The 25,288-nt window shown below is 50.8% G+C and carries 23 protein-coding genes and 1 riboswitch; of the genes, 13 read left to right on the plus strand and 10 right to left on the minus strand.

Annotated elements, in window-relative coordinates; translation table 11 throughout:
- Window positions 1-239: 239 nt before the first annotated feature.
- Genes IEV97_RS09100 through IEV97_RS09110 form a run of 3 tightly spaced genes read right to left on the minus strand, consistent with a single transcriptional unit; the run spans window position 240 to window position 3,875 of the window.
- Window positions 240-1,502, minus strand: a complete 1,263-nt coding sequence (locus IEV97_RS09100; protein WP_188501204.1) for a homoserine dehydrogenase — start codon at window positions 1,500-1,502, stop codon at window positions 240-242.
- The gene (locus IEV97_RS09105; RefSeq protein ID WP_188501205.1) at window positions 1,483-2,541 is read right to left on the minus strand and encodes a homoserine O-acetyltransferase family protein; all 1,059 of its coding nucleotides are present in this window, start codon (window positions 2,539-2,541) and stop codon (window positions 1,483-1,485) included. Before IEV97_RS09105 ends, IEV97_RS09100 begins: the two co-directional genes overlap by 20 nt.
- A complete protein-coding gene (locus tag IEV97_RS09110) occupies window positions 2,541-3,875 on the minus strand; it encodes an O-acetylhomoserine aminocarboxypropyltransferase/cysteine synthase family protein (protein ID WP_188501206.1) in 1,335 nt (444 codons plus the stop codon). Before IEV97_RS09110 ends, IEV97_RS09105 begins: the two co-directional genes overlap by 1 nt.
- Window positions 3,876-4,163: 288 nt before the next feature.
- Window positions 4,164-4,266: riboswitch (SAM riboswitch) on the minus strand.
- Window positions 4,267-4,523: 257 nt separating this feature from the next.
- On the opposite strand from IEV97_RS09110, the gene IEV97_RS09115 reads away from it, so the two are divergent.
- From IEV97_RS09115 to trpS, 8 genes are all read left to right on the plus strand, one after another.
- Complete coding sequence (locus IEV97_RS09115) at window positions 4,524-6,008, plus strand: SDR family oxidoreductase (RefSeq protein ID WP_188501207.1); 1,485 nt, start codon at window positions 4,524-4,526, stop codon at window positions 6,006-6,008.
- Window positions 6,009-6,184: 176 nt separating this feature from the next.
- Complete coding sequence (locus tag IEV97_RS09120) at window positions 6,185-7,132, plus strand: phosphoribosylaminoimidazolesuccinocarboxamide synthase (protein ID WP_188501208.1); 948 nt, start codon at window positions 6,185-6,187, stop codon at window positions 7,130-7,132.
- A gap of 55 nt (window positions 7,133-7,187) precedes the next feature.
- Window positions 7,188-7,565, plus strand: coding sequence for an STAS domain-containing protein (locus tag IEV97_RS09125; protein WP_007657896.1), 378 nt, complete (start codon window positions 7,188-7,190; stop codon window positions 7,563-7,565).
- A gap of 13 nt (window positions 7,566-7,578) precedes the next feature.
- Window positions 7,579-8,496: a ribonuclease Z gene (locus IEV97_RS09130; RefSeq protein WP_188501209.1), complete on the plus strand. Its 918-nt coding sequence runs from the start codon at window positions 7,579-7,581 to the stop codon at window positions 8,494-8,496.
- A 72-nt stretch (window positions 8,497-8,568) separates the two neighbouring features.
- Window positions 8,569-9,360, plus strand: a complete 792-nt coding sequence (locus IEV97_RS09135) for a queuosine precursor transporter (RefSeq protein WP_188501210.1) — start codon at window positions 8,569-8,571, stop codon at window positions 9,358-9,360.
- 208 nt (window positions 9,361-9,568) lie between these two features.
- Window positions 9,569-10,480, plus strand: coding sequence for an EamA family transporter (locus tag IEV97_RS09140; protein ID WP_188501211.1), 912 nt, complete (start codon window positions 9,569-9,571; stop codon window positions 10,478-10,480).
- Between the two features lie 401 nt (window positions 10,481-10,881).
- Window positions 10,882-11,442 carry a copper resistance protein NlpE N-terminal domain-containing protein gene (locus IEV97_RS09145; RefSeq protein ID WP_188501212.1) on the plus strand — a complete coding sequence of 187 codons (561 nt, stop codon included), beginning with the start codon at window positions 10,882-10,884 and terminating at the stop codon, window positions 11,440-11,442.
- Between the two features lie 88 nt (window positions 11,443-11,530).
- Window positions 11,531-12,505 carry a tryptophan--tRNA ligase gene (gene trpS / locus IEV97_RS09150; RefSeq protein ID WP_188501213.1) on the plus strand — a complete coding sequence of 325 codons (975 nt, stop codon included), beginning with the start codon at window positions 11,531-11,533 and terminating at the stop codon, window positions 12,503-12,505.
- A gap of 72 nt (window positions 12,506-12,577) precedes the next feature.
- Here the strand turns inward: trpS and IEV97_RS09155 are convergent, their stop codons facing one another.
- The 7 genes from IEV97_RS09155 to IEV97_RS09185 form a co-directional block, all read right to left on the minus strand.
- The gene (locus tag IEV97_RS09155; protein WP_188501214.1) at window positions 12,578-13,417 is read right to left on the minus strand and encodes a sulfurtransferase; all 840 of its coding nucleotides are present in this window, start codon (window positions 13,415-13,417) and stop codon (window positions 12,578-12,580) included.
- 135 nt (window positions 13,418-13,552) lie between these two features.
- Window positions 13,553-14,875, minus strand: a complete 1,323-nt coding sequence (locus IEV97_RS09160) for a S41 family peptidase (RefSeq protein WP_188501215.1) — start codon at window positions 14,873-14,875, stop codon at window positions 13,553-13,555.
- A gap of 296 nt (window positions 14,876-15,171) precedes the next feature.
- Window positions 15,172-15,624, minus strand: coding sequence for a DUF1569 domain-containing protein (locus IEV97_RS09165; protein WP_188501216.1), 453 nt, complete (start codon window positions 15,622-15,624; stop codon window positions 15,172-15,174).
- The gene (locus tag IEV97_RS09170; protein WP_188501217.1) at window positions 15,621-16,037 is read right to left on the minus strand and encodes a DUF6157 family protein; all 417 of its coding nucleotides are present in this window, start codon (window positions 16,035-16,037) and stop codon (window positions 15,621-15,623) included. Before IEV97_RS09170 ends, IEV97_RS09165 begins: the two co-directional genes overlap by 4 nt.
- Window positions 16,038-16,119: 82 nt before the next feature.
- Window positions 16,120-16,755 (minus strand): class I SAM-dependent methyltransferase, encoded by a 636-nt coding sequence (locus IEV97_RS09175; protein WP_188501218.1) that lies wholly within the window; start codon window positions 16,753-16,755, stop codon window positions 16,120-16,122.
- A gap of 130 nt (window positions 16,756-16,885) precedes the next feature.
- Window positions 16,886-17,527 (minus strand): hypothetical protein, encoded by a 642-nt coding sequence (locus IEV97_RS09180; RefSeq protein ID WP_188501219.1) that lies wholly within the window; start codon window positions 17,525-17,527, stop codon window positions 16,886-16,888.
- Between the two features lie 487 nt (window positions 17,528-18,014).
- Window positions 18,015-18,413 (minus strand): hypothetical protein, encoded by a 399-nt coding sequence (locus tag IEV97_RS09185; RefSeq protein ID WP_188501220.1) that lies wholly within the window; start codon window positions 18,411-18,413, stop codon window positions 18,015-18,017.
- 150 nt (window positions 18,414-18,563) lie between these two features.
- Here IEV97_RS09185 and hppD point away from each other — a divergent pair, with 150 nt between their 5' ends.
- From hppD to IEV97_RS09210, 5 genes are all read left to right on the plus strand, one after another.
- A complete protein-coding gene (gene hppD / locus IEV97_RS09190) occupies window positions 18,564-19,658 on the plus strand; it encodes a 4-hydroxyphenylpyruvate dioxygenase (RefSeq protein ID WP_188501221.1) in 1,095 nt (364 codons plus the stop codon).
- A gap of 241 nt (window positions 19,659-19,899) precedes the next feature.
- Window positions 19,900-20,040, plus strand: coding sequence for a hypothetical protein (locus tag IEV97_RS09195; protein WP_188501222.1), 141 nt, complete (start codon window positions 19,900-19,902; stop codon window positions 20,038-20,040).
- Window positions 20,041-20,214: 174 nt separating this feature from the next.
- Window positions 20,215-21,948, plus strand: a complete 1,734-nt coding sequence (locus IEV97_RS09200) for a phospho-sugar mutase (protein ID WP_188501223.1) — start codon at window positions 20,215-20,217, stop codon at window positions 21,946-21,948.
- Window positions 21,949-22,017: 69 nt separating this feature from the next.
- Entirely contained in the window at window positions 22,018-22,155 is a 138-nt protein-coding gene (locus tag IEV97_RS09205; protein ID WP_188501224.1) for a hypothetical protein, read from the plus strand.
- A gap of 257 nt (window positions 22,156-22,412) precedes the next feature.
- Entirely contained in the window at window positions 22,413-25,202 is a 2,790-nt protein-coding gene (locus IEV97_RS09210) for an outer membrane beta-barrel protein (RefSeq protein ID WP_229733877.1), read from the plus strand.
- Window positions 25,203-25,288 lie beyond the last annotated feature (86 nt).

The raw sequence follows: 25,288 nt of genomic DNA on the forward strand, positions 1-25,288 counted from the left end.
AAATATTCTTTGTACGATAGTAAAACCACAAACAGATGAAAATGACAGGGTTATTTAATTAAATATTTTAAAATGCTTTGCTCAAGACTTTAATCCTATTTATTATAACATACCTATACAAATAATATACAATTTAAAATTACAATTATATAAAAAATTAAATTGAATTATTTTTATACATTCACCAATTACAAAATCGTTCTTCCGGATGTCTCCACTTAATTGAACATAAACTAAACTTATAAGCTTCCTACAGGTATAGCTTCCTTGCTGTTGAGGACTTCTGGTACTATATCAAGCGCAACTTTTGCAGGTATAGCCGCCACAAAAATGCCCTGCTTCTTTAGGTAGGTTTGGTGCACCTTAAGTTCATGCGGCGTCAGCGACAGGATAACCTGGCTATGATCCGAAGCCTGGTGCCGGATGGCAGGCTGCAACAGTTGCAGAATTTCCGCTATACGATCGGGCTCTCCCTGCAGCAAAATAGTGGTCTGCTCATCTCCCGATGTGGCCCTCGCCTGGCTGGTGCAAAGCTTGGGGTAAGTATAGCGGTAACCCCGCACTACAGCCGAAATATCGGCCCACACAGCAGAGCCGGTGGGGTGACTGCCGGCACCGCGCCCTTTCAGGAACTGCTTCCCGGCGAACTGCCCCTCTATCTCCAGCCCATTGAATTCCGCTTCCACATCAAACAAAGTATCCGTTTCAGGTATAAGTGTAGGCAACACCTGTAGTGCCACTTGCCCATCGCGAGCAGCTTTTAGAGAACCAACCAGCTTGATGCGGCAACCCAGTGCATCGGCCAGCTCAACGGCTTCAGAGGTAATATGCTGGATGCCAAAGTGCAGCACGTCATCCGGGTGCACCAGCAAACCATAGGCATGCGCCGCCAGGATGCAAAGTTTGTGTAGGGCATCTGTCCCTTCCACGTCCAGCGACGGGTCAGCCTCCGCAAAGCCCAGTTCCTGCGCCTGCGCCAGGGCAGACTGGAAACTACCATGCTCTGCGTGCAGCTTACTCAATATATAATTAGAGGATCCGTTCAGAATCCCGCGCACCTCCACCAGTGGCTCCGAGCCATAGTAGGCTTCGAGTGTGCGCAGCACCGGTATGCTGCCGCACACAGAGGCTTCGTACAACAATACTCCTCCGTGCCGCTGCTGCAGTTGGATCAGCTCCGGCAGGTTTTCGGCGATCACTTTTTTGTTGGCCGACACCACGGTTTTACCCTGCTGCAAGGCTTGCCGGAGTATGGCGAGTGCCTCCTTTGGTTCGCTGATCAGTTCTGCAATGATGTCAATGCTAGAGTCCTGCAGCACTTCCTGCACATCGTAGGTGAAGGCAGATGCTGGCAGCGAGCGCGGCTTCTCTTTATCTTTCACGCAGATGCTGCCGATCTCCCAGCCCAGGTGCCGGTTGGCCTCTACCACATCGTACAGCCCCTGCCCTACACAGCCGAAGCCGATCAGCCCAATGCGTTTCTTAAACTTCTGTATTTTCATAGTGAATGTGCTTAACTGTTTCTGTTTCATAAAATTCCCGGATGGCCTGCGTGAGCTGTGCCGTTTCCACTAAAAAACCGTCGTGCCCATAGCCGGAGTGCAGCAGCGCGAAGCGGGAGCCTGCCACCAGCCGGTGCAGGTGCTCCTGCTCCTCCACCGGGAAAAGCAGGTCGGTGTCCACCCCAACAAAGAGGCTTTTCGCTTTGAGCCGCTCCAGGGCTTTGGCTATACCTCCCCGGTCGCGGCCAACGTTGTGCGAGTCCATGGCTTTGGAAAGCAGCCAGTAGGTATAGGCGTTGAAGCGACTGGCCAGTTTTTCGCCCTGGTATACCTGGTAAGAGGCCGCCCGAAAATCGTCGGTGATGCTGTTGCCCGGCTCCTGCTGACTCTCCTCGTAGCAGGTATAGTGCCTGTAAGAAAGCATGGCGATGGCACGGGCTGTTTTAAGACCCGCTATACCTGCCTCAGCAGTATTGCCCTGCCAGGTCAGGTCTTGCCGGATGGCCATGCGCTGGCTTTCGTTGAAGGCGATGCCCCAGGCCGAATGCCGCGCATTGGAGGCCACCTGGATCAGATTTTCAAACACCTCCGGCTGCAGGATGGCCCACTCCAGCGCCTGCTGCCCGCCCAGCGATCCGCCGAGCAAGGTATGCACCTGCGCTATACCTAAGTCCTGCCGCAGCAGATCGAAGGCGCGCACGATGTCGCGGTTGGTCAGTTGCGGGAAGCTGTGGTAGTAGGGTTGTAGCGTTTCCGGATTAACTGTAAGTGGTCCCGTGGATCCATAGCAGCCACCCAGGGTGTTCGCACAAACCACAAACCAGTCCGACGGGGCGTATAATTTCCCCTCCCCGAATAATTCGCCCCACCAGTCGGTGAAGTCCGAGCTGCCCGTGAGGGCGTGGCATACCCACACCACATTGCTTTGGTCTTGGTTGAGTTGTCCATAGGTTGTATAGGCCAGCTGGAAGCCGGGAAGCGAGGCTCCCGACTCCAATTGGAATTGTTTCTGGTAATGAAAAACTAATTGTTCAGGCATTATGCTTCGTTCAATACAGGTTGTTCTTGGTGCTGCCGTACTTTGGCAAAGGCCTGTTCCAGATCAGCTTTGATATCGTCAAGGTGCTCTATACCTGCGGAAAGGCGCAGCAAGGTAGGCGTCACACCCGCGCTCTGCTGCTCCTGCTCCGAAAGCTGCTGGTGGGTGGTGGAGGCCGGGTGTATGATCAGGGTTTTGGCATCGCCCAGGTTGGCCAGGTGGCTGATCAGCTGCAGGCTGTTCACGAAAACCTCTGTTTGCTTTTTGTCACCTTTCAGGTTAAAAGACAGCACGCCGCCATACCCGCGTTTCAGGTATTTCTTGGCCAGGCCGTGGTATTTGCTGGATGCAAGGCCCGGGTAGTTCACGCTTTCCACCAGCTCGTGCTGCTCCAGCCACTCGGCCAGCGCCTGCGCATTCTGCACTGTGCGGTCCACCCGCAGCGAGAGTGTCTCCAAGCCCTGTAGCAGCAAAAAGGAATTAAACGGACTAAGCGCCGGACCGAAGTCACGCAGGCCCTCTACCCTGGCTCTGGTGGCAAAGGCGATGTTGCCGAAAGGTCCGTCAGATCCGAATACCTCCCAGAAGTTGAGTCCGTGGTAGCCTTCGGACGGCTCCGAGAACTGCGGAAACTTGCCGTTGCCCCAGTTAAAGTTGCCGCCGTCCACGATCACACCGCCAATGCTGGTGCCGTGGCCGCCGATCCACTTGGTTGCCGATTCCACTACCACACTGGCGCCATGCTCCAGCGGCCTGAACAGGTATCCGCCCGCTCCAAACGTATTGTCCACCACCAGCGGAATGTCGTGCGCTTTGGCCACCGCGGCAATCGCTTCGAAGTCAGGAATGTTGAAGCGCGGGTTACCGATCGTTTCCACGTAGATCGCTTTCGTGTTTTCGTTGATCAGTTGGGCAAAGCTTTCCGGCTCGTCGTTTTCGGCAAAGCGCACCTCTATACCCAGTCGCTTGAAGGATACTTTGAATTGGTTGTAAGTGCCGCCGTAGAGAAAACTGGAGGACACGAAATTGTCGCCGGCCTGCAGGATATTGTTGAGGGCGATGAATTGCGCCGCCTGTCCGGAAGCCACGGCCACTGCCGCCACACCACCTTCCAAAGCGGCGATGCGCTTTTCAAACACATCGGTGGTGGGGTTCATGATGCGGGTATAGATGTTCCCGAACTCCTTCAGGGCAAACAGGTTAGCACCGTGCTCGGCGTCTTTGAAAACATAGGAGGAAGTCTGGTAAATGGGCACGGCGCGGGAACGGGTGGTTGGGTCGATTTCCTGGCCGGCGTGTAATTGAAGCGTTTCGAAATGATGTGTATGAGACATAGTCGTGCTGATTAAAATTTTGAAAAATATAGAATAGATTAGCTTGTTTTAAGACAAGAGAATAGAATTGGCTACAGGCGTTCGTTCACAGGATCTACCTGTGGCTCGGCGGAATTGCAGCAAAAAGTTGGGGGATTGGTCGCGCTAGCAACAGCAGCAACACATGCACATTCGGCTACAGCAGGTAGTAGCGCAGGTATAGGCATGCGAAATAACAGGCAGCTGGGCTGCCGGTGTAAAAAATAAAAGAAGTTGTGTTGGCTTGGTTCCCTTTTCCATAACGTTATCAATTTATATACATCCGGACTTCCGGAATCAGGAATTAGCACCTTGCCCGAGGCTGGTTGCTAGCGCTTCACAGAGCCTGTCTCTCCGCGCTTCTTTATAAATCGATACCCACAAAGGGATATCAGACTTGATGATGCAAAGCTAGAGCAGCATTTTAAATAATCCAAATAATTATTTCAAATAATTTCAAATTCATCTAAAAAATCAATTTCATACACCTGCCTATCAGCAACTTACACACATTATAAGAACCGCCCGCTATACCTGTTGATTTACTGTCTTCGAATAAGTATAATTGCCTGCCCATAACAATCTTAAGCTATACCTGTTGTGCAGGTATAAACTACCTGACAGAACCCGATGAAAATACTCCTGACCGGCGCAAACGGCTACATTGGCAAGCGAGTCCTGCCTGTGCTGGTAGAGGCACAACACGAGGTGGTTTGCCTTGTCCGGGACCCGCGCCGCTTCGAGCTACTGGAAAGTCTGCAGGACAAAGTACAGGTAGTAAAAGGCGATCTGCTCAGGCCGGAAAGTCTGCAGGATATACCCCGCGATATTGAGGCGGCCTACTACCTGGTGCATTCCATGGGTTCGGGTACCGCAGACTTCGAGGAGGCCGAAAAAGCATCGGCCTCGAACTTCGTCAACTACCTCGATACGACCAGTGCCAGGCAGGTCGTATACCTGAGCGGAATCGCCAACGACGTGCATTTGTCGAAGCACCTTTCGTCGCGCCGGCAGGTGGAGGACGTGCTTGCCCAGGGCAAAGCGAAGCTCACCGTGCTTCGGGCAGCCATCATCATCGGTTCGGGCAGTGCTTCTTTTGAGATCATCCGCGACCTGGTGGAGAAGCTACCCGTAATGGTGACACCCCGCTGGCTCAACTCCCGCTGCCAGCCCATCGCCATCCGCGACGTCATGTTTTACCTGACCGCTGTGCTCGGCCGTGCAGACTGTTACGACAAGCGCTTCGAGATCGGAGGGCCGGATGTGCTCACCTACAAGCAAATGCTGCTGCAACTGGCCAAAGTCCGAAACCTGAAGCGGCGCATCTATACCTTGCCGGTACTCACGCCCAAGCTTTCCTCCTACTGGCTGTACTTTGTCACGAGCACCAACTTTGCACTTGCCCGCAGTCTGGTGGAGAGCCTGCGCAACGATGCGGTGGTGAAAGACAGCAGTATACAGCAGTTGATCCCGCGCAAGTGCCTGAGTTACGAGAGTGCTCTGAATCTGGCTTTTACCAAGATGGAGCAGAACATGGTGGTCTCGAGCTGGAAGGATGCGCTGGTGAGTGGCAACATCCAGCTCGACTTCATGGATTTTGTACAAATACCAGAACACGGCGTGCTTACCGACCGGCAGCGCATGCGCTTTGACCGAGCTCCGGAAGAGGTGATGGAGAACGTCCTGCGCATCGGTGGCGCGCGGGGCTGGTACAAGACTGACTTCCTGTGGGAGATCCGCGGCCTGCTCGACAAAATGGTGGGTGGCGTTGGGCTGCAGCGCGGGCGAAGGCACCCAATTGACTTAAAAGCCGGCGATTCGATCGATTTCTGGCGCGTGCTGGCCGTTGACCACAAGGCCGGCCGTCTGTTACTTTATGCCGAAATGAAACTTCCCGGTGAGGCCTGGTTGCAGTTCAAAATATGCCGCGAGGCTGATGGCAAATACCTTGAACAACTGGCCGCTTTCCGTCCTGATGGGCTGGCAGGCAGGCTGTACTGGTACGCCATGTTGCCTTTTCATTTTATAATTTTTAAAGGAATGGCGCACAACATCATTCACTACCGGGAGCAGCTGACTGATAAAATATTACCACCTGCTCAACATTCTGGATAATGTACAAACAATAGATTTCATAATATAAAACTATCACTATACTTAAGAGTATATAGCAGTGTCTTTACTCAGATGCTTATCCCTTCTGCGCAGGCATTTTACATTTATACCGATACCTTATCACGCTCACCCACAAAAATATTTTAACTTTGCCTTTCTCTAACCTAACAGACCTAATGGAGGCCATAAAAGAAACGAATTTCTCCTTCGCCGGGCAGACCGGTTTTTACAGAGGCAAAGTACGCGACGTTTATTATTTTGAAAACCGCCTGGCCGTTTTAGCAACGGACCGTATTTCGGCCTTTGATGTGGTGCTGCCAAGGGCCATACCTTACAAGGGCCAGGTACTCAACCAAATTGCGAGCATCAACCTGAAGGCTACTTCGGACCTGGTGCCGAACTGGGTAATTTCGACGCCAGACCCGAACGTGACCATTGGCTACCGCTGCGAACCTTACAAGGTCGAGATGGTGATCAGAGGCTACCTGGCCGGGCATGCCTGGCGCGAGTACAAAGAAGGCAAGCGCAGTGTGTGCGGTGTGGCGCTTCCAGAAGGCCTGCGCGAAAACGACAGATTGCCGGAGCCGATCATCACCCCGACCACCAAAGCTGACGAAGGGCACGACGAGGACATCTCCCGCGAAGAAATTATTGCAAAAGGCATTGTATCTGAGCAGGAATATATTAAATTAGAAGCTTATACCCGGGCGCTCTTCGCAAGAGGCACGGAACTGGCCGCAAAGCGCGGACTGATACTGGTGGACACCAAGTATGAGTTCGGCAGCTACAACGGCGAGGTATACCTGATCGACGAGATCCACACGCCGGACTCTTCGCGCTACTTTTATCTGGAAGGATACGAGACGCTTCAGCAGAACGGCGAGTCGCAGAAGCAGCTGTCAAAGGAGTTTGTGCGCCAGTGGCTGATCGAGAACGGCTTTCAGGGAAAAGAAGGGCAAACCGTGCCTGAAATGACCGATGAAGTGGTGCACAGTATTTCGGACCGCTACATCGAGCTTTACGAGGTTTTCACGGGGCAGCCGTTTCACAAGGAAAGTTACGACAATGTGCTCTCACGCATTGAGAATCACATCGTAGAAAACATTTTTAACGAGAAAAATTAGAATTATTAACGTGGATTTTGGTACATTCGCGTTTAAATCCTTTACTGGTAGATCTATGAAGTACACGATTGATAAGAAAGAAAACTACACGATTATCACGATAGACGAGAAAAAACTGGATACTTCAATCGCTCCGGATTTGAAATCTGAGTTCGTGAAATTGAATGCTGAAGGGATCACCAACCTGATTCTTGACCTCAATAACGTAAAATATACTGACTCTTCAGGCCTGAGCTCTATCCTGATCGCGAACAGACTTTGCAACTCTTCTAACGGTTTGCTGATTCTGACCAGCCTGCAGGATCATGTGATGAAACTGATCACAATCTCTAAACTGGAGTCTGTGCTTAACATTCTTCCTACAGTGGAAGAGGCGATCGACCGCGTGTTTCTGCACGAGATCGAGCAGGACCTGACCAACAAGGAAGACTAGCAAAACCTACTTTGTGGATTTCGAACTCAGGATACTTGGCAGTTCGTCGGCCACACCCTCGGCAAACCGGCACCATACCGCCCAGTTGCTGACAATCGACAATCAGCTTCATCTGATTGATTGCGGAGAAGGAACCCAAATGCAGCTGATGCTTTACAAAATAAAGCATCAGCGCATTTCTAACATCTACATCAGCCACCTGCACGGAGATCACTACTTCGGTCTGGCAGGTCTGCTTTCTACCATGCACCTGCAGGGCCGCCAGCAGCCTTTGCACCTCTTCGGCCCTCCCGGCCTCTCCGAAATCCTTAGTCTGCAGCTCAAATACTCCGGCACCAACCTGTGCTTCAAGCTTACTTTTCATGAGCTTGATACCGGCCTTTACCGCAAAATTTACGAGGACAAGAAGATTACAGTACACACCCTCCCGATGGAGCACCGTGTCCCCTGCTGTGGTTTCCTGTTCCGCGAAAAACCCAAGCCGCGTCCGCTCATCAAAGAGAACCTGCCCGGCTTCCTGACGCCACCGCAACTCGTGCGCCTGAAGTGGGGAGAGGACATACGCGACGAGCAGGGCAATGTGCTGGTGCGCAACTCCGTGGTAACACTGGAGCCCAAGCGCAGCCGCAGCTACGCCTACTGCGCCGACAGCAGGTATAAGCCCGACCTGCTCCCCTACCTGCGGGGCGTCGACCTGCTTTACCACGAAGCCACCTTTGCTGACGACATGCGGGAGCGCGCCCACTATACCTTCCACAGCACCGCCCGGCAAGCCGCTGAGATGGCCGCCGCCGCGCAGGTACGCCACTTGTTGCTCGGTCACTTCTCGGTGCGCTACAAAGACCTGACGCCTCTGTTGGAGGAAGCAAAGGAAGTGTTCCCGAAAACGGACCTGGCGGTGGAAGGCAGCATTTTCTGTGTGCAGGAATAAGCCCGGCAATGCCTGTGGTCTGCAGGTTTCTTAATTGCAAAATCCCTATCTTGCTGCACCATTTCTATACCTATGGCGGCAACCCCTTCCCTCGAAAAAAAACGCACGAACCTGTTCCTTGTCCTGAGTGGCATCTTTCTGGCCAACGCACTGCTGGCGGAATTGATCGGTGTGAAAATTTTTTCCGCGGAAGCGCTCTTTGGTATGCCGGGTGCCCAGATCGGGCTCCTGGGTGAGAAGTTCGACTTCAACCTCACAGCGGGCGTCATCATCTGGCCGGTCGTGTTTGTGACCACCGACATCATCAACGAGTACTTTGGCAAGAAGGGCGTCCAGAAAATCAGCATCCTCACTGTCATCCTGATCCTGTATGCTTTCCTGGTGATCACGGTGGTGACAGGTCTGCCACCCGCTGCGTTCTGGCTGGAACTCAACAACCAGGATGCAGCCGGCAATCCCTTTAACATCGACTACGCTTTCAACTCCATTTACCGGCAGGGGCTGGGAATCATCATTGGTTCGCTGGTGGCTTTCCTGATCTCGCAGTTTTTGGATGCTACCGTGTTTCATTGGCTGCGCTCCTTTACAGGCAGCGGCAAGATCTGGCTGCGGGCAACGGGCTCTACGCTGGTGTCGCAGCTGATCGACAGTGTGGTGGTGCTTTTTGTGGCCTTTTACATTTTCGGCAACTGGCCGCTTTCGCTTGTCATGTCGGTGGCGGCCATCAATTACATTTATAAATTTTTCATTGCCATCGCCCTCACACCGCTCCTATACCTGGCGCACTATCTGATAGACGGTTACCTGGGCCACCGCACCGCCGAAGCCATGATAGAAACAGCTGCCGAAGAAAGCGAAGAATAGCCTGTGTTATAAAATATTTGATTTAGATCGAATACAGCCTTATCTTTGCGGTCTTGCAAAACAAAATGGCTGCACACTTAGCACATACACAGATCTTCATTACGGGGTACGTCCTGCACGACCTCTAACAGTCGCCATTTCCGAAAAAGGGCCTGTGTAGCCTATTCCTATACCTTGTTTATTTATTTCATTTTCTAAAGGGACATCTATGTTCAGAGGCATCCTTTTGGTATTCCTCGGAGCGTGTAGCTTCGGCATACTATCTACATTCGTAAAACTGGCATACCAGGAAGGCTTTAGCCTGGGTGACGTGACCGGCACGCAGGTTTTCTTTGGCTTCATTATACTTTGGGGCATCGTATTGGTACGTCATTTAATGGGCCGCCGTACCCCCGGCGTTACGACCATGGATAAACTGAAACTGGTGGCCATGGGCACCAGCACGGGCATGGTGAGCATCTTCTACTACAAGTGTGTGCAGGCGGTGCCTGCCTCTATCGCCATTCTGCTGCTGATGCAGTTTACCTGGATCAGCCTGCTGCTGGAGGCGGTGATCAGGCGCAAAATGCCCCAGCCGTCGCAGGTCATCATGGTGCTGCTGGTGCTGCTGGGCACGGCCATGGCAGGCAGGCTTTTCTCAGGCGCTATACCTGACTTCGACCTGGCGGGTATCGGCTACGGACTGCTGGCGGCCGTCTGTTATTCGGTATTCCTGATGATCAATGGGGCGGCTGGCAACCACCTGCACCCGACCACCAAAAGTGCACTCCTGCTCACGGGCTCGACCATACTGGTGCTGAGCATTTTCCCGCCGGTGTTCCTGTTTAACGGTGCGTTGGGAGACGGCCTGCTCAAGTGGGGCCTGCTGCTGGGTGTGTTTGGCACCGTCATTCCGCCACTGTTTTTTGCCTATGGTATACCAAAAACCGGCCTGGCGCTAAGTGCCATCCTCAGTTCGGCAGAGTTGCCGGTAGCGGTGGCCATGTCGTACCTGGTGCTACAGGAAGAGGTATGGACGGTGCAGTGGCTGGGTGTGGCACTGATCCTCCTGGCCATTGTGGTGAGCAACCTGAACAGGCTGTACCGATCACAGAAAAATAAAAAGCTGGCAACAGCCTAAACCATACAATTTTGATTTTTTTACTTAACTCCGAGCAAGCCTATGATGTAATTGACTTAGAACTATAAGATTTGATTTGATTTTTTTTTGAATGGCTGGGTGCCTGCTCTTAAGTGAAGCGCCTGGTCATTTTCTTTTTTAGGGGAATGGGTATGTATAGCCACAAAAGTGGTGCAATTCGTACTCTTCCATTATTTTGCTCCCAACCCCGCTGCATCGCTTTCGTATCTCACATCCGGATACAAGGCCAGGTGATAACTGTCCCTGCAACGCCTCCGCTACAGCGCACAATAAATTATATTTTCAACAGTTAAAACAGATACAGCCAGTTCAGAGTCATGCTTCTGAAAAACTGGTATATTTTCTGATAGGATCAGCCCGAACGACAAACACGAAACGACATGAAAGCAATAATCGCACTTTTCGTCCTATTCTCCCTCACCCTAGGCCTGCAGCAAGTAAAGGCCCAATCTGGCAGAAGTTACCAGGAGTGGCTCGAGGAAAACCGTGCCGGTGGAAAGAAAACAGCAGCAAAGGCTCCGGCAAAAAGCAAGGCTAAACCTACGAAAGCCGAAGCTACAGCAGCCGCAGAGCCTGCACCGGAAGCAGCAACTGTTCTGGCGCCACCAAACGGCACTTTCCGGGGCACACTGGCCTGTAAAGACTGCCAGGGCATCCAGACAGAGCTTACCCTGAATGGCGATTCCAAAGGCTCGTTCACGATGAAGCAGGTATACATGGGCAAACCGGCAGACAAGAGTGTGGTAAACAGCAGCGGCAAATGGTTCCTGGCCAAAGGCAACAAGCAAAACCCCGACGCCGTGGTGCTGCAGCTTATCCCTACCGCCGGCGACATCGACCCGATGTATTTTCTGCAGGTGAGCGACACCGAAGTGAAGCTGCTTACCAAAACACAGGACGAGATAGGGAGCTCAAAGAACCACTCTCTCAAAAAACTTTAAAGCTACAGGTATAGAATTGTCGTAGTCGGGCTAGGCATGTTCTCAGCAATTTGCGTTATTTTTGCAGCTGTAAATCATTTTCCCGACTATGGCACGATACCTTACGGGCATTCAGAGCACAGGCCGTCCGCATTTGGGCAACCTGCTGGGTGCTATCCTCCCCGCCATCGAACTTTCGAAGGCTTCGCAGGAGCAGGCGCTTTACTTTATAGCCGACCTGCACTCCCTTACCACCATCCGCGACCCACAGGTGCTGCGTCACAACACCTACTCGGTAGCCGCCGCCTGGCTAGCCTGTGGCTTTGACACTGATAAACACATCCTGTACCGCCAGTCGGACGTGCCGATGGTGACCGAGCTGACCTGGTACCTCAACTGCTTCGCTCCTTTCCCGATGCTGGCCAATGCGCACTCGTTCAAGGACAAATCGAGCCGCAGAGGACTGGCTGATGTGAATGCTGGTCTGTTCACCTACCCTGTGCTGATGGCGGCTGATATCCTCATGTATGACGCCAACATCGTACCCGTAGGCAAAGACCAGGTACAGCACCTCGAGATCACCCGCGACATTGCCAGTTCGTTCAACCACATCTACGGCGACACCTTTGTGCTGCCGGAGGCGAAGACGGATGAAACTGTGATGACCGTGCCGGGCATTAACGGAGAGAAGATGAGCAAGTCTTACGGCAACATCATTGATATTTTTGAAGCCGATAAACCGCTGCGCAAAACGATCATGAGCATCGTAACAGACAGCACGCCACTCGAAGACCCGAAAGATCCGGACGAGGACACGACCTTCAAACTTTACAGTCTGCTGGCCTCCCCGGAGGAGATTCTGCAGATGCGCCACAACTACCAGAACGGCGGTTACGGCTACGGCCATGCCAAGCAGGCGCTGTATGAGCTGATCGTGCGCAAGTTTGCAAAGGAGCGTGAGCTGTTCAATTACTACATGAACAACCTGCCCGAAATAGACAAAAAACTGCTGGAAGGTGCCCAAAAAGCGAAAGCCATCGCCACTCCGGTTTTGGAGCGCGTACGCCAGAAGCTGGGCTACTAAGCGCTATACCTGCCAAACGAAGAGCGGCTGCTGAAATTGATTCAGCAGCCGCTCTTCGTTTATACCTATACCTTAGGCTCCTGTGCCGATCGGGCGGTCGTTGCGCGACCACTCGCTCCAGGAACCCACATAGAGCGTCGGTATACCCAGGCCGGCATGGTCCATGGCCAGTGCCGTGTGGCAGGCTGTGACGCCAGAGCCGCAGTGTACCACCACATGTTCCATATCGCGACCGTCCAATGCAGCTTCGTATTTCTCCCGCAGCCTTTCAGGCGATAAATAGGTGCCATCCGCAGCGAGGTTTTGCTGAAACGGGATGTTAACAGCCCCCGGAATATGCCCGGCCACCAGGTCAATCGGTTCAGTCTCCCCACGGTAGCGGGCTGCATCGCGCACATCCACTACCAGGTAGTTCGGGTCCTTGACAGCCTTTGCGACTTCCTCCATGGAGATGATCGGCAGTTCCCATGCCTTGAAAGGATAAGGCACTGCTGGTTTTGCCCGCTCTTCTCCGCTGCTCACAGGTATACCGGCTGCCACAGCCGCCTGGTAGCCGCCGTTGAGCACCTGGACCTGTGCGTGTCCGGCAGCGCGCAGCATCCACCAGAACCGGGAGGCAGCGTTGGCACCATTCATGTCGTCGTACACCACCACGTGGCTGCCGTGCGCTATACCTAAGCGCCCCAACAGTTCGGCAAATTTTTCCGGCTCAGGCAGCGGGTGTCGTCCACCATGGGCTGCGTCTGGTTTAATGTCGGCCAGGTCTTTGTCCAGGTCAACATGCAGGGCCCCTGCCAAGTGCTCCTTTTCATATTTTGCCCGGCCATTGGGACCGGAACGGGCGTCGATCAACACCAGGTTATTGTTGTTCAGTATCGAAGAGAGTTCGGTTGCATTCAGGATTGGTTTCATAAGTCAGGATTTAGCAGGTATAGCGTGTTCACAGTTGGAAGATAAATAAAAGATGAGATGAGATGAGAAAAATTTTTGAAAGACCGGACGCTCCCGAAAAGGGATAATCACCTATTGTCCCCTACGATATCAATTTCAATGGGAACGGGCAAACTCATTAAATCCACCGCCCTCCCGCAATTCGAGCAACTTTTTCACATTGCCTTTCTCATCTTTTACCATTTCCACACGCAGGTTCGGAATCCCTTCAATACGGAAAATTGTATCTGTGATCGGGATTAGCTTTCGCTCTGCTTTGCCTTTCTGCTCGTAATAAAGCTCGTTTCCCTGTACACGAACAATTCGTTCGCCATACCTACCGGCATACTTCGACTGGACTTTCTTATCCAGCTGAACAGGCTGCAACTCACTCTTTACGTACTGTAGCTCCCACTCCAGTGGGGTCCTGTCTTGGGCATCGGTGCTTGACAAAAGCAATTCATTCAGGGCCAGCTCTTGTGCCTTTAGTAGCGCCTTGTCCGCCTCTACCTTAACGTCGGGTAATACACCGGTTCCTTCCCAGTTTGTTTGGGTGATGGCATTAATGGATCGGGCGACAGGTATATCCAGTACAAGCTGATCATTCACGATAAAGGGTTGTACAGGGTGCGCACCACCGGCTGTTGTCTCGCCCACTATAGTCGCTCTCTTTAGCGACTGCAGGTTGTAGGTCAGTTCTTTGGCGGCAGAAAAAGTATTGCTGCTGGTGAGCACATACAGATCAGTCTTTGGCATCCTCTCTCCATCTACTTCTGCCAGGGTATGGTATTCTTTTGTAGTGTTGCGCGGCCGGTCATAGATACTGTTGTAGTGAATCGGCTTAACGTCGAAAAAGTAGCTCATCACCAGCTGTACCATTTCGGGATGTCCTCCTCCATTATAACGCATGTCGAGTACAACCGCATCTGTGTTTGCAACAAATGCCATAGCTGCTGCTACTGTCTGGCGGGCTTGCTCACTAACCGGGAAAAATTGGGTAAAATTTATGTAGCCAATGTTGCCCGGCAGACGCTCCACCTTTGTGAAGCCGAAGTTGCTGCGCTCCGCCTTCCGAAGGTGCTCCCGCAATACCTCGGGTCCGGGCTCTGACGCAGACTTCCAGCTTTTCAGCATTTTAACCAAGCCCGGGTCGTTCTTCAGGTTGAGGTGTCCGTCGCGGTGTGCTTTTTGAAGATCTGAGGACATGGCCTGTGCAAAGTGCTGGTAGCTGTTTACCTGATCGTACGCCTTGCGCTGGTACTGCGACCGGATATAATTCCCCATGTCCTTCGCTTTGTCCGGAAAGACATAGTTTTGCTCTAACAGTTCAGCAACACGCTCTACCACACTGTCCTTTTCCGCTGCGGTAAATGCGGGGTGCTGTGCAGCGGCACTGAGGCACAAGAAGTACAGGAACATTATCCAAAAGCTCTTTTTCATAAGCAGCACATTAAAAAGCCATACCAAGCGATTACGGGCAATCGTGTTGTATGCTTGAACCTTAGAAGTAAGTCGAATATTAAGCTTCCCAGCATGAAACATAGCCCATCTGACGATCACATAATACTGAATACTAAGAGAATAGCCATTTGTTGCCTTAGAAATTCGAAACCGTCTTACAAACCAACGGCCTTCGGATAGGAAGTTTAGAATAGTGTTAGAGGCTAGGCCAGCTGCATGTGCAATGGCTGTCCCTGAAAGAGCTGATCAAAACCTTTGGCGGAATCTCAATTGGTTTACACCCCAAACTGCCTCAGGTGATGGTCAGAATGTTTGTATACCAGAATACCAATCTGCTCCTTCGTCATCTTTCCGAAAAAATCGTGTATGAAGGCTGGGTTATCATAGTTTTCATAAGCTTTCGTCAATGCAATCCATTTCAGTTTCTCAGCTTCCAGGTCTCCCGTCGTTTCTTTTGCTTTGAACTGGGAGGAGGTAGGTATATTCCTATCAAAAGGCTCTTCATCCTTTATCATTTTCCGCAATGCCATCTTCCCAAATACTTTACCCAGAAAAGCCTGCTTGTATGTATGTCCGTCCTTCCCCAACATCCATCCGTTCCAGTAAGTATTGTGCTCCACCATTTGGAAAACATTCATTTTGCCCCATTGGACGCTGCTACCAGCGTTTAGGAACGCTATTCGGCCAATGATTTCGTCTCGGGAGGGTTTATCAAAAATTGATTTCATTTTCTGCTCGATTTCATGGCCTTTACTTTCTCTAAGTTCTCGTCTGCTACAAACTTCTCGTATTCTGCTGTCTCCATTCCGTAGATAGCCATTTTTCCTTCGCTGTCGCAATGAACGCCAAAACCGTAGGTTTTTGTTAAAGGCGATGCTCTGAAACAGGCTTGCCCTTTCGAGAAAAACTGTGCTCTGGCATGCTGGTATTCAGCCTCGGCTAAATCATTTCTGTCTGCAAAAACCTGAAATAAAACATCGTCGGAGGTATAGCGGTACGGGTGTTTAGAAATCAGATCATACTGCCTTTCTGCAATTGTTTTTTTGTCGCCTTTAGACGGTGGTTTCATGCCGCAAGCCGCTTTGGTGTCTTCCGCCACTTGGATAAAAGTATCAAAGTAATTGGTGGTATGTACTTTCATTTTGGTTTGATGTGGGTGTTTGGAGGCCTCTTGTAATCGGCGGCCGAGTCTGATGTTTACAAAATGCCAGCCACAGGCCTTTTTATTTTTCTTGTTTTCTGCAGGTTATGAACCAGAATTTTTGAGAGGGCTTGTTTCCTATATTCTTGGCAGGTTCATCTACCTCTTTTGCTTCAATTATCCCATACCTGCCAAATTCTTTTTCTACAGAATCTGAATCATAGAAGAATAGCAGAACACCATGCTTCGTTTCAAACCTGTCTTTACTTAATTCTTCTCCATCCCCATAAGCAGCATCATTTTTTGAAATTGCCACAAAAACCATGTAGCCCCCTGGCTTGAGTTGCCTGTAACAGTCATCAATCAGTTTAGCCCTTTCTTTTTCACTTAACAAATGGATTAAAGCGTAACAGAAAATCCCATCGTATACCTCTTGGTCAAACGGCATAGCAGTAACCGAACTGTGATAAACTCTCACATTATCTCCGTAGTGCTTTTGGGCCAATTCGATGGCGGTTTCTGATATCTCTATCCCAGTTATCTCGAATCCAGCATCGGTGAAGATTTTAGCATTTCTGCCGTAACCAAACCCAGGGATTAAAATTTTATTCAGCCTGTTTTCTCTAAACAAGTTTAGGGCCGCAATGGCGGAGTCAGCAGGTTCAAACCCCCACATTGTTTGCTTATCTCTAAAACTTGCCTCCCAGAATTCCGCCATTATATTTCCTGTAAATTCAAAATAAGAAGATATTCCTCTTTGCTGTGGCTAACGTCTTGTGCAGCTGATGGGCAAGGCGTGGCCGAGCATAAGTGCTGCACCTTGTTATATGCTACTTTTCTTTTTATTCCTAAGCTTGAAGTATTTTATCAGCAATCTCTAGGCACCTCTCTAAATCCCCATCCATTCCCATTTTATCTTGCTCCAATCTGAGAAGGTGTTGAGCGATTTCACCTCTGTCTGCACCTGACTTTCTCAGGTTATAAACTTCAGGAACATAGGCTTGGTATTCATCTCTCGGAGCTAAATTGCTAATAGCTATTGGATCCCAATCATACCAGAATATTTCATCAATTCTTTTGTAGAGCAGGAAGTCCCTTGCAGCCTTGATGTTGTCTTTAAACTTTTTATTCCGGCTAAAGAGGTAAACAGTCACGTCTACTTCCTCTTCGAGTCTTTTGTCTCCAAAATGTTCTGCTAATTGAAAAGCCAAACTCGGTATAAACCAACAGCTGTTACTATCAAATGGGGCAGTGCTGCCTGACGCATTATAAGTCACTTTGGCCACTTTTTCAGCCAACTGTAAATAATTCTCAGGCTGAAAGCTTTTGTTGTTTAAACCGAATTTCCTAATCTTATTGAACTGTTCGTGTGCTTCTGCCCATCTGTCTTCATTGTCGATTATTGGGTATAGGTCACTAATGACAGTTGGCAAAGAGTTGATGTAGTTGTCGAAGAGGGACAAGATAAGTCCTGCCCATCCTGGTTTCATTTTATCAGGAAGGCTTGCACAAATTTGACGCCCTATTTCTAAATCAGTTCTGATGTTGTTCTATACTTTAAGTGGCATATAACTACTGTGTAAACATCATAGTGACGTTTATCTGCACTATGTATGAAGGTCAATTTATTATACCTGTGTTTCCTTGATAGAGCCTCCCAACCATAGTATAATACTAATATAATAAATACAAACAGTTGCCCAAGCGTAGAGTCAAAGTTTCTTCCTGAATGTTGTGATCTAGGAACATCTACGCGTTTAGTCAGCCAGGCTAAGCTTTAGAACCAATACTTCAGTGCTCTACTTCCTACACAGAATAATTCAAGCCTTTCAACAAGCGCATCTAAACGTTTCAAAAAAACGGATATCAACTTCAGCTGGAAATAAAAAAAACCACACGCACCCTTAATCGCTAAGAGCACGTGTGGTTCTATCACGGAGCAGACCGCAGCCTGCTACATTCTTCTCAAACTATACCTTACTCAGCTTTCCAAAGCTCACGCTCCTGATCACCGATCAGCACAACGAAGCGGGCAGGATTGGCAGTCAGCACCAGGCGCATCTCTACTCCCGGAAACTCGTCCGATTCCACCCATACGCCTTCGCGCTCACCATCCGGTGTCACATGGTCGCCATTCAGGGAACTTGGCAGGTAGGCAGTTGGCAGCAGGATGTCTGCGTCGGAGCGCAGCTTGCCGTGTACTTCTTCCAAAGCGTCTTCCAGGTAGTCACCGTACTCCTCGTTGAAATCATCTTCCATGTCGTGGAGTTCCTCTTCCATATCGTCGTAGCGCTCGTCGTTGTAGTCCAGCGCATTCAGTTCTTCTTTCTTGCTGATGATAGCCACCAGCGAACTGTTTAGTGCATTTGCGTTCATAGCGTCGTTCTGTTTTTTACAAAGTTGGAAACATGCTCTAGTAATTGCAAGAATTAACAATGATAATTTACCGCGGCAATTCTCGGGTTTTGATAAACGTATAAAAAGCGTATTTTTACAAAATCTATGATTTAAACCATACCTATACCTATGGCAACAGATATTCTGCCCCTGAACGGCACCGACCATATTGAGTTTTATGTGGGTAACGCCAAACAGGCAGCCCACTTCTATCAGACGGCTTTCGGCTTTAAGCTGGTAGCCTACGCCGGCCCGGAAACTGGTGTGCGCGACCGCGCCTCTTATGTGGTGCAGCAAGAGAAAATCCGCCTGGTACTGACCACTTCGCTGGACCCGAACTCAGACATAGCCCAGCATGTGCACCTACACGGTGACGGCGTAAAAGTGCTGGCTCTGTGGGTGGACGATGCAGAAGCCTCTTTCCGTGAGACGGTAGGTCGTGGCGCAAAACCAGCCCTGGAGCCGAAGACCCTTACCGACGAGCATGGCGAAGTGAAAGTCGCTTCTATCCATACCTACGGCGATACCATCCATACCTTTGTGGAGCGCAAAAACTACAGCGGCGTGTTCATGCCGGGCTATGTGCCGCGCCAAAGCGAGCTCGAGATTGAGCCGGTTGGCCTCAAGTACGTGGACCACTGCGTAGGTAACGTAGAGCTGGGACGCATGAACGAATGGGTGAAGTTCTACGAAGATGTGATGGGCTTCAAACTGCTGCTCACTTTCGACGACAACGACATCAGCACGGAGTATACTGCCCTGATGTCAAAGGTAGTGTCGAATGGAAACGGCTACATCAAATTCCCGATCAACGAGCCAGCCGAGGGCAAGAAGAAGTCGCAGATTGACGAGTACCTCGAGTTTTACCGAGGTGCAGGTGTGCAGCACATAGCCGTGGCCACCAACGACATTCTGCATACTGTGGCGGAACTACGTCGCCGTGGCGTGGAATTCCTGCGTGTGCCGGAAACCTACTACGAAGACCTGCTCGAGCGCATTGGCCACATCGACGAAGACATGGCCGATCTACGCAATCTCAACATCCTGGTAGACCGTGACGATGAAGGCTATCTGTTGCAGATCTTCACGAAGCCGGTAGAAGACAGACCGACTGTTTTCTACGAAATCATTCAGCGCAAAGGCGCCAAATCGTTTGGCAAAGGCAACTTCAAAGCCCTCTTCGAAGCCATAGAACGTGAGCAGGCGTTGCGTGGTAACCTTTAGTCCGCAAGCAAAGTATAGCACGGTGTAACCCGTGTTAGACACCTCTATCTTGATATACCTATAGCACACCAGTTCTCAAAACCGCTATGCGGCAACCGAAGGACTGGTGTGATTTTTTGTGGGTTTGGGGGATGTTAGTGAATTAGTGATTGAGTGAATTAGCGAGTAAAGTCTAGGTATAGCTCCGTGGGATTTACACAGACCACTGGCACGTATTGAAACACATACTTGCACGGAAGCTATGAAACAGAAAGTTGTGCCAGGTGCTCCTTTGACGATTTTTTGTTTGAGCGGTCAGCGAGTTCATAATCGCCTTGATTTTTTTGCTTCCTTTTTTCATCAAGGAAAAAAGGAAGGCCCGCCCGGCCAGGGCAAGCTATAAAACAATAAAGGTTGTCATACCTGCAAAAGGCATTAGCTACAAAGTAAAGTATGCTATACCTATAACCTATACTAGGCCGGAGGCCCCGCCATAGTAGACACGAGCGTGGACGCTCGCGCCATATTACATCATATTACAAACGACATTATCATCAATACATACATTACAAAAACTATGATTGAACCAGCTATACAGCATAAAATAGACGCTTGGCTGAGCGGGAACTACGACGAAGCAACCAAATCAGAAATAAACGGCTTACTGGAGCGTAACGAGCACGAAACGCTGTCCGACGCCTTCTACAAAGACCTGGAATTCGGTACCGGCGGACTGCGCGGCATCATGGGCGCGGGCAGCAACCGCATGAACCGCTATACCCTGGGTATGGCAACCCAAGGGCTTTGCAACTACCTGAAGCAGAACTTCCCGGGAGAGCGCGTGAAAGTGGCCATCGCCCACGACTGCCGCAACAACTCTGATGTATTTGCCCGCATCGCCGCTGACATTTTCGCTGCCAATGACATCGAGGTGTACCTGTTTGAGGCCCTCCGCCCTACTCCGCAACTTTCCTTCGCTATTCGTCACCTTGGCTGCCACAGCGGCGTGGTGGTTACCGCTTCGCACAACCCGAAAGAATACAACGGCTACAAGGTATACTGGAACGATGGTGCACAGGTAACCGCTCCGCATGACAAGAACATCATCGCCGAAGTAAACAAGATCACTTCTATCGATGAAGTGAAGTGGGAAGCAAAGTCTGGCAACATCCACATGCTCGGTCAGGAAATGGACGAGGCCTACATCGCCAAAGTGCAGAGTCTTTCCATTTCGCAGGAAGCCATCCGCAACCAGCATGATCTCAAGATTGTGTTCTCTTCCATACACGGTACAGGTATAACGCTGGTACCCGAAGTGCTCAAGCGCTTTGGCTTCACCAACGTGCACATTGTAGAAGAGCAGGCCACGCCAGACGGCAACTTCCCAACGGTGGTATACCCGAATCCGGAAGAGAAAGAGGCCATGACATTGGCACTGAAGAAGGCAGTGGAAATAGACGCCGACCTGGTGATGGCCACCGACCCGGACTCCGACCGCGTAGGTATAGCTGTGCGGAACCTGAAAGGAGAATTTGAACTCCTGAATGGCAACCAGACAGGTGCCCTGTTGATGAACTACCTCCTGCTAGCCTGGCAGCAAGCCGGCAAATTGACCGGCAAGGAGTTCATCGTGAAGACCATCGTGACCACCGACCTGATCAAGGATATTGCCGACAGCTACAACGTGAAAATGTACGAGACGCTGACCGGCTTCAAATACATTGCCGAGAAGATCCGTGAGCTGGAGGGCAAGGAACTCTACATTGGCGGCGGCGAGGAAAGCTACGGCTACATGATCGGTGACTTCGTGCGTGACAAGGACGCGATTTCGGCCTGTGCCCTGATCGCTGAAATGGCTGCCGTGGCCAAGGACAGAGGCCAGAGCTTGTTCGAGATGATGGTGGAGATGTATACCCAGCATGGCTTCTACAAAGAAGAGCTGGTATCCTTCACCAAAAAAGGCCAGCGCGGCGCCGAGGAGATTCAGCAGATGATGGCCGACATGCGCGCCAATCCACCGCAGATCATCGCCGGCTCCAAAGTGCTGGAGGTAAGTGACTACAAGCACAGCACCCGCAAAAACCTGATAACTGGCGAAGAGTCAAAACTGGATCTGGAGAGTTCCAACGTGTTGCAGTACCTCACCGAGGACGGCAGCAAAATCTCCGCCCGTCCATCCGGCACCGAACCGAAGATCAAATTCTACATCAGCGTAAACGAACCCCTAGCTTCCAAAGACGATTTTGATGCTGTTGACCAGCAGTTGAACCAGAAGATTGAACAGATTCTGGTAGATTTAAAGTTGAGGTAAGGTTGATTGTTAAATTGTTGAATGGCTGAATTGTTGGGGGCTTACCATCCGGCAGTTTAGCCATTTTTTATGCTCTCAGCGCTTACTTTCATAATTGCTTTCTATACCTATACCTATACCTATACCTATACCTATACCTATACCTATACCTATACCTATACCTATACCTTCAGACAAAGCCCTGCTAGAATCCCCTCTCTGCATTAAACTCTTCCTTCATACTTGAAGGTTAAGGGGCCTGACGAACATTTTCAACAATACATTATTGGCTAATCATCCTTTCCTTCAGTAATCGGAATATTCCCTGAAAATATTTTTATCGGGTGGTTAAACCTTCAAGACACCACTTGCTCTAAGAAGTTCAGGAAAGATGAAGAAGCCGCTTCGCTGTGAGCTTCCTATGCAAGTATTACCTCTATTAAAGCTATACATTAAAGTCCAAAACTACTACACTACTACTTAGAATGAGGAAGTTATTCTCTCTGCTGATCATGCTGATCGGCTTTTCACAGGTTTACGCACAGACTGTATCCGGCACAGTGCAGAGCGCTACAGACAAAAGCGGTTTGCCGGGCGCCAGCGTGGTGATGAAACGTGCCGCCAGCGACGCGATTCTGACTACCTCGACCGATGTGCAGGGCGCTTTCCGCTTTGAGCGGGTGCCTTCCGGAAATTATACCCTGGAGGTTCGTTACCTGGGTTACGATCTGCTCTCCAGGCCAGTGCAGGTAGCACAGGCCCCCGTTGTCCTGGGGGTATTGAGTATGCAGGAGCAGAACACCCGTCTGGGTGAAGTACAGATCATCGGACGCGCACCGCTCGGTGAGCAAAAGGGCGACACCTCACAGTTTAACGCCAAAGCTTTTAAAACAGCCCCTGATGCAAGCGCAGAGGATCTGGTAACCAAAATGCCAGGCGTGCAGGTACAGGATGGCCGCATTCAGGCACAGGGCGAGGAAGTGCGCCAGATCATGATTGACGGCAAACGCTATACCGGCGAAGACGTGACCTCTGCCATGCGCAACATCTCTTCTGACATGATCGAGAACGTGCAGGTATTTGACGCGCAGAGCGATCAAGCTGCTTTCAGTGGCTTTGAAGACGGCAACCGACTGAAGACAATCAACTTTATTACCCGCAAAGACCGTCGCCAGGGCTATACCGGCAAGATATCGGCTGGTTATGGTACTGATGAGCGCTACATGGCGGGTGCAGCCATCAACTACTTTAACAACGACCGCCGCATCACGGTAACCGGCCTGACCAACAACATCAACATGTTCGACTTCTCGATCGGCGAAACACCCGGTGGTGGCATGCGCGGCCGTAGAGGCGGCTGGGGTGGTGGCTCCCCGACCGGCATCATCAACACCAACAACTTCGGTGTAAACTACCAGGACAAGTGGGGAAAGAAGATGGACGTAAGCGCCAACTACAACTACACCAACCGCGACATCGTCAACGACCAGTACCGCTTCCGTGACTTCGTGTCAGACGAGGCGGGGCTGCAGTATACCGAAGACTCGAACAACAGGGACCGCGAGGATGGGCACCGCCTAAACATGCGCCTGCAGTACAACATCAACCAAAACAACCGCCTGCTCGTAACGCCGAACCTGCGCGTGCAGAATGACGAAAGCTTCACGGGAAGAAATGCCCGTACCTTCGACCTGAACGGAACGCTGTCAGAGTCTTTGAACCGCGCTAGCTCAGACAACACGACGTTTAACTTCAACAACAACATCCTCTACTCCAAGCGTTTCGGGGATTCCGGCCGTATCCTGACGACCAATTTCAACACCAGCATCAACAATGTAGATGGGGATGGTTTCCAGTACGAGCAGACGCAGAACTTTGAGAACGCCGACAACAACGTACTGCGCGACCAGTTCATCCGTCTGGATCGCAAGAACTTCAGCTGGTCAGGAAGCACCAACTATTCCCAGCGCCTGGGGGAGAAATCTCGCTGGCAGTTGGAGTACAGCATCGGCAACCAGATGCGTGACTCAGATCGCAGAACCTACGACTATGTAGAGACTGCCGGTGAGTATGCAGATTTCAACATGCCGCTGAGCAGCTCTTTCAAGAGCGATTACCTTTCGCAGAGTGTGGGTCCTAGCTACCAGTACCGCAACGACAAGACCAGATTGCAGGTGAACGCCCGATACGAGTATGCTGTACTCGACACAGACAGCCAGTTCCCGGTAGACCTGGACCCGCTGAAGCGTAAATTCAGCAACTTCCTGCCATCTGCAGAGTACGAGTTCAAGTTTTCTCAGTCACAGAACCTGACGCTCAACCTGCGAACCAACACCAACGTTCCTTCTGTGGAGCAACTTCAGGAAGTACTGGATATCTCTAACCCGCTGCAGGCCCGTATCGGTAACGCCGACCTGGAGCAGGATTACCAGACCCGCTTTAACGCGCGCTACCGTAACTTCAATGCCGAAACTAACCGCGTGTTCTTCATCGGTATGTTCGGTACCATGACCAACAACTACGTGGCCAACAGCGTGTACACGACCAGTGCGCCGGAGGGGCTTGCCGAAGGGTATGAATTCCGTCCGGGCGCCCGCCTGAGCCGCCCTGAGAACATGGACGGTTACTACAACGTGCGCTCTTTTTTCAACTACGGACAGCCGCTTAACTTCATCAGCTCGAACTTCAACGTGAACGGTTCGGTGGGTTATTCCAGAATACCAGGCAAGATCGATGGGCAAGTGAACTACTCCAACAACACCAACCTGGGTGCAGGATTCAACATCAGCAGCAACATCAGCGAGAAGATTGACTTCACGGTTTCCACTTTCTCGAGCTACAACATTGTGTCTAACACACTGCGCACGACGCAGAACAACAACTTCTTCAACCAGAACACCAGCCTCCGTTACAACTGGATCCTTTGGAAAGACCTGGTATACCGCACCGAACTGAACCACCAGTACAATTCTGGCCTTTCAGCCGGCGTGGACAATAGCTTCCTGCTTTGGAACATGAGCCTGGGCAAGAAGATCTTCAAGGACAAGCAAGGTGAGATCAGCCTGAGCGTGAATGACCTGATGAACCAGAACGTGAGCATCCGCCGCAACATCACAGAATCTTATGTGGAAGACGTGCAGTCAACTGTGCTGCAACGCTTCTTCATGCTGACGTTCTCATACAACATCCGCAGTTTCAAAGGAGCACCAGCTCCCGATGAAAACATGCAGCGAGGCCCGGGTATGCACCGTGGCGGTCGTCCGGGAATGAACTAAGCCAAATTACCTTTCACCAAAAGAGGCCTGCAAGTTTTGCAGGCCTCTTTTGTTTTTAGTGGGCATGAAGGTATAGGTATAGGTAT

The organism is Pontibacter amylolyticus (assembly GCF_014638845.1).
In the GTDB taxonomy this organism is placed as follows: Bacteria; Bacteroidota; Bacteroidia; order Cytophagales; family Hymenobacteraceae; genus Pontibacter; species Pontibacter amylolyticus.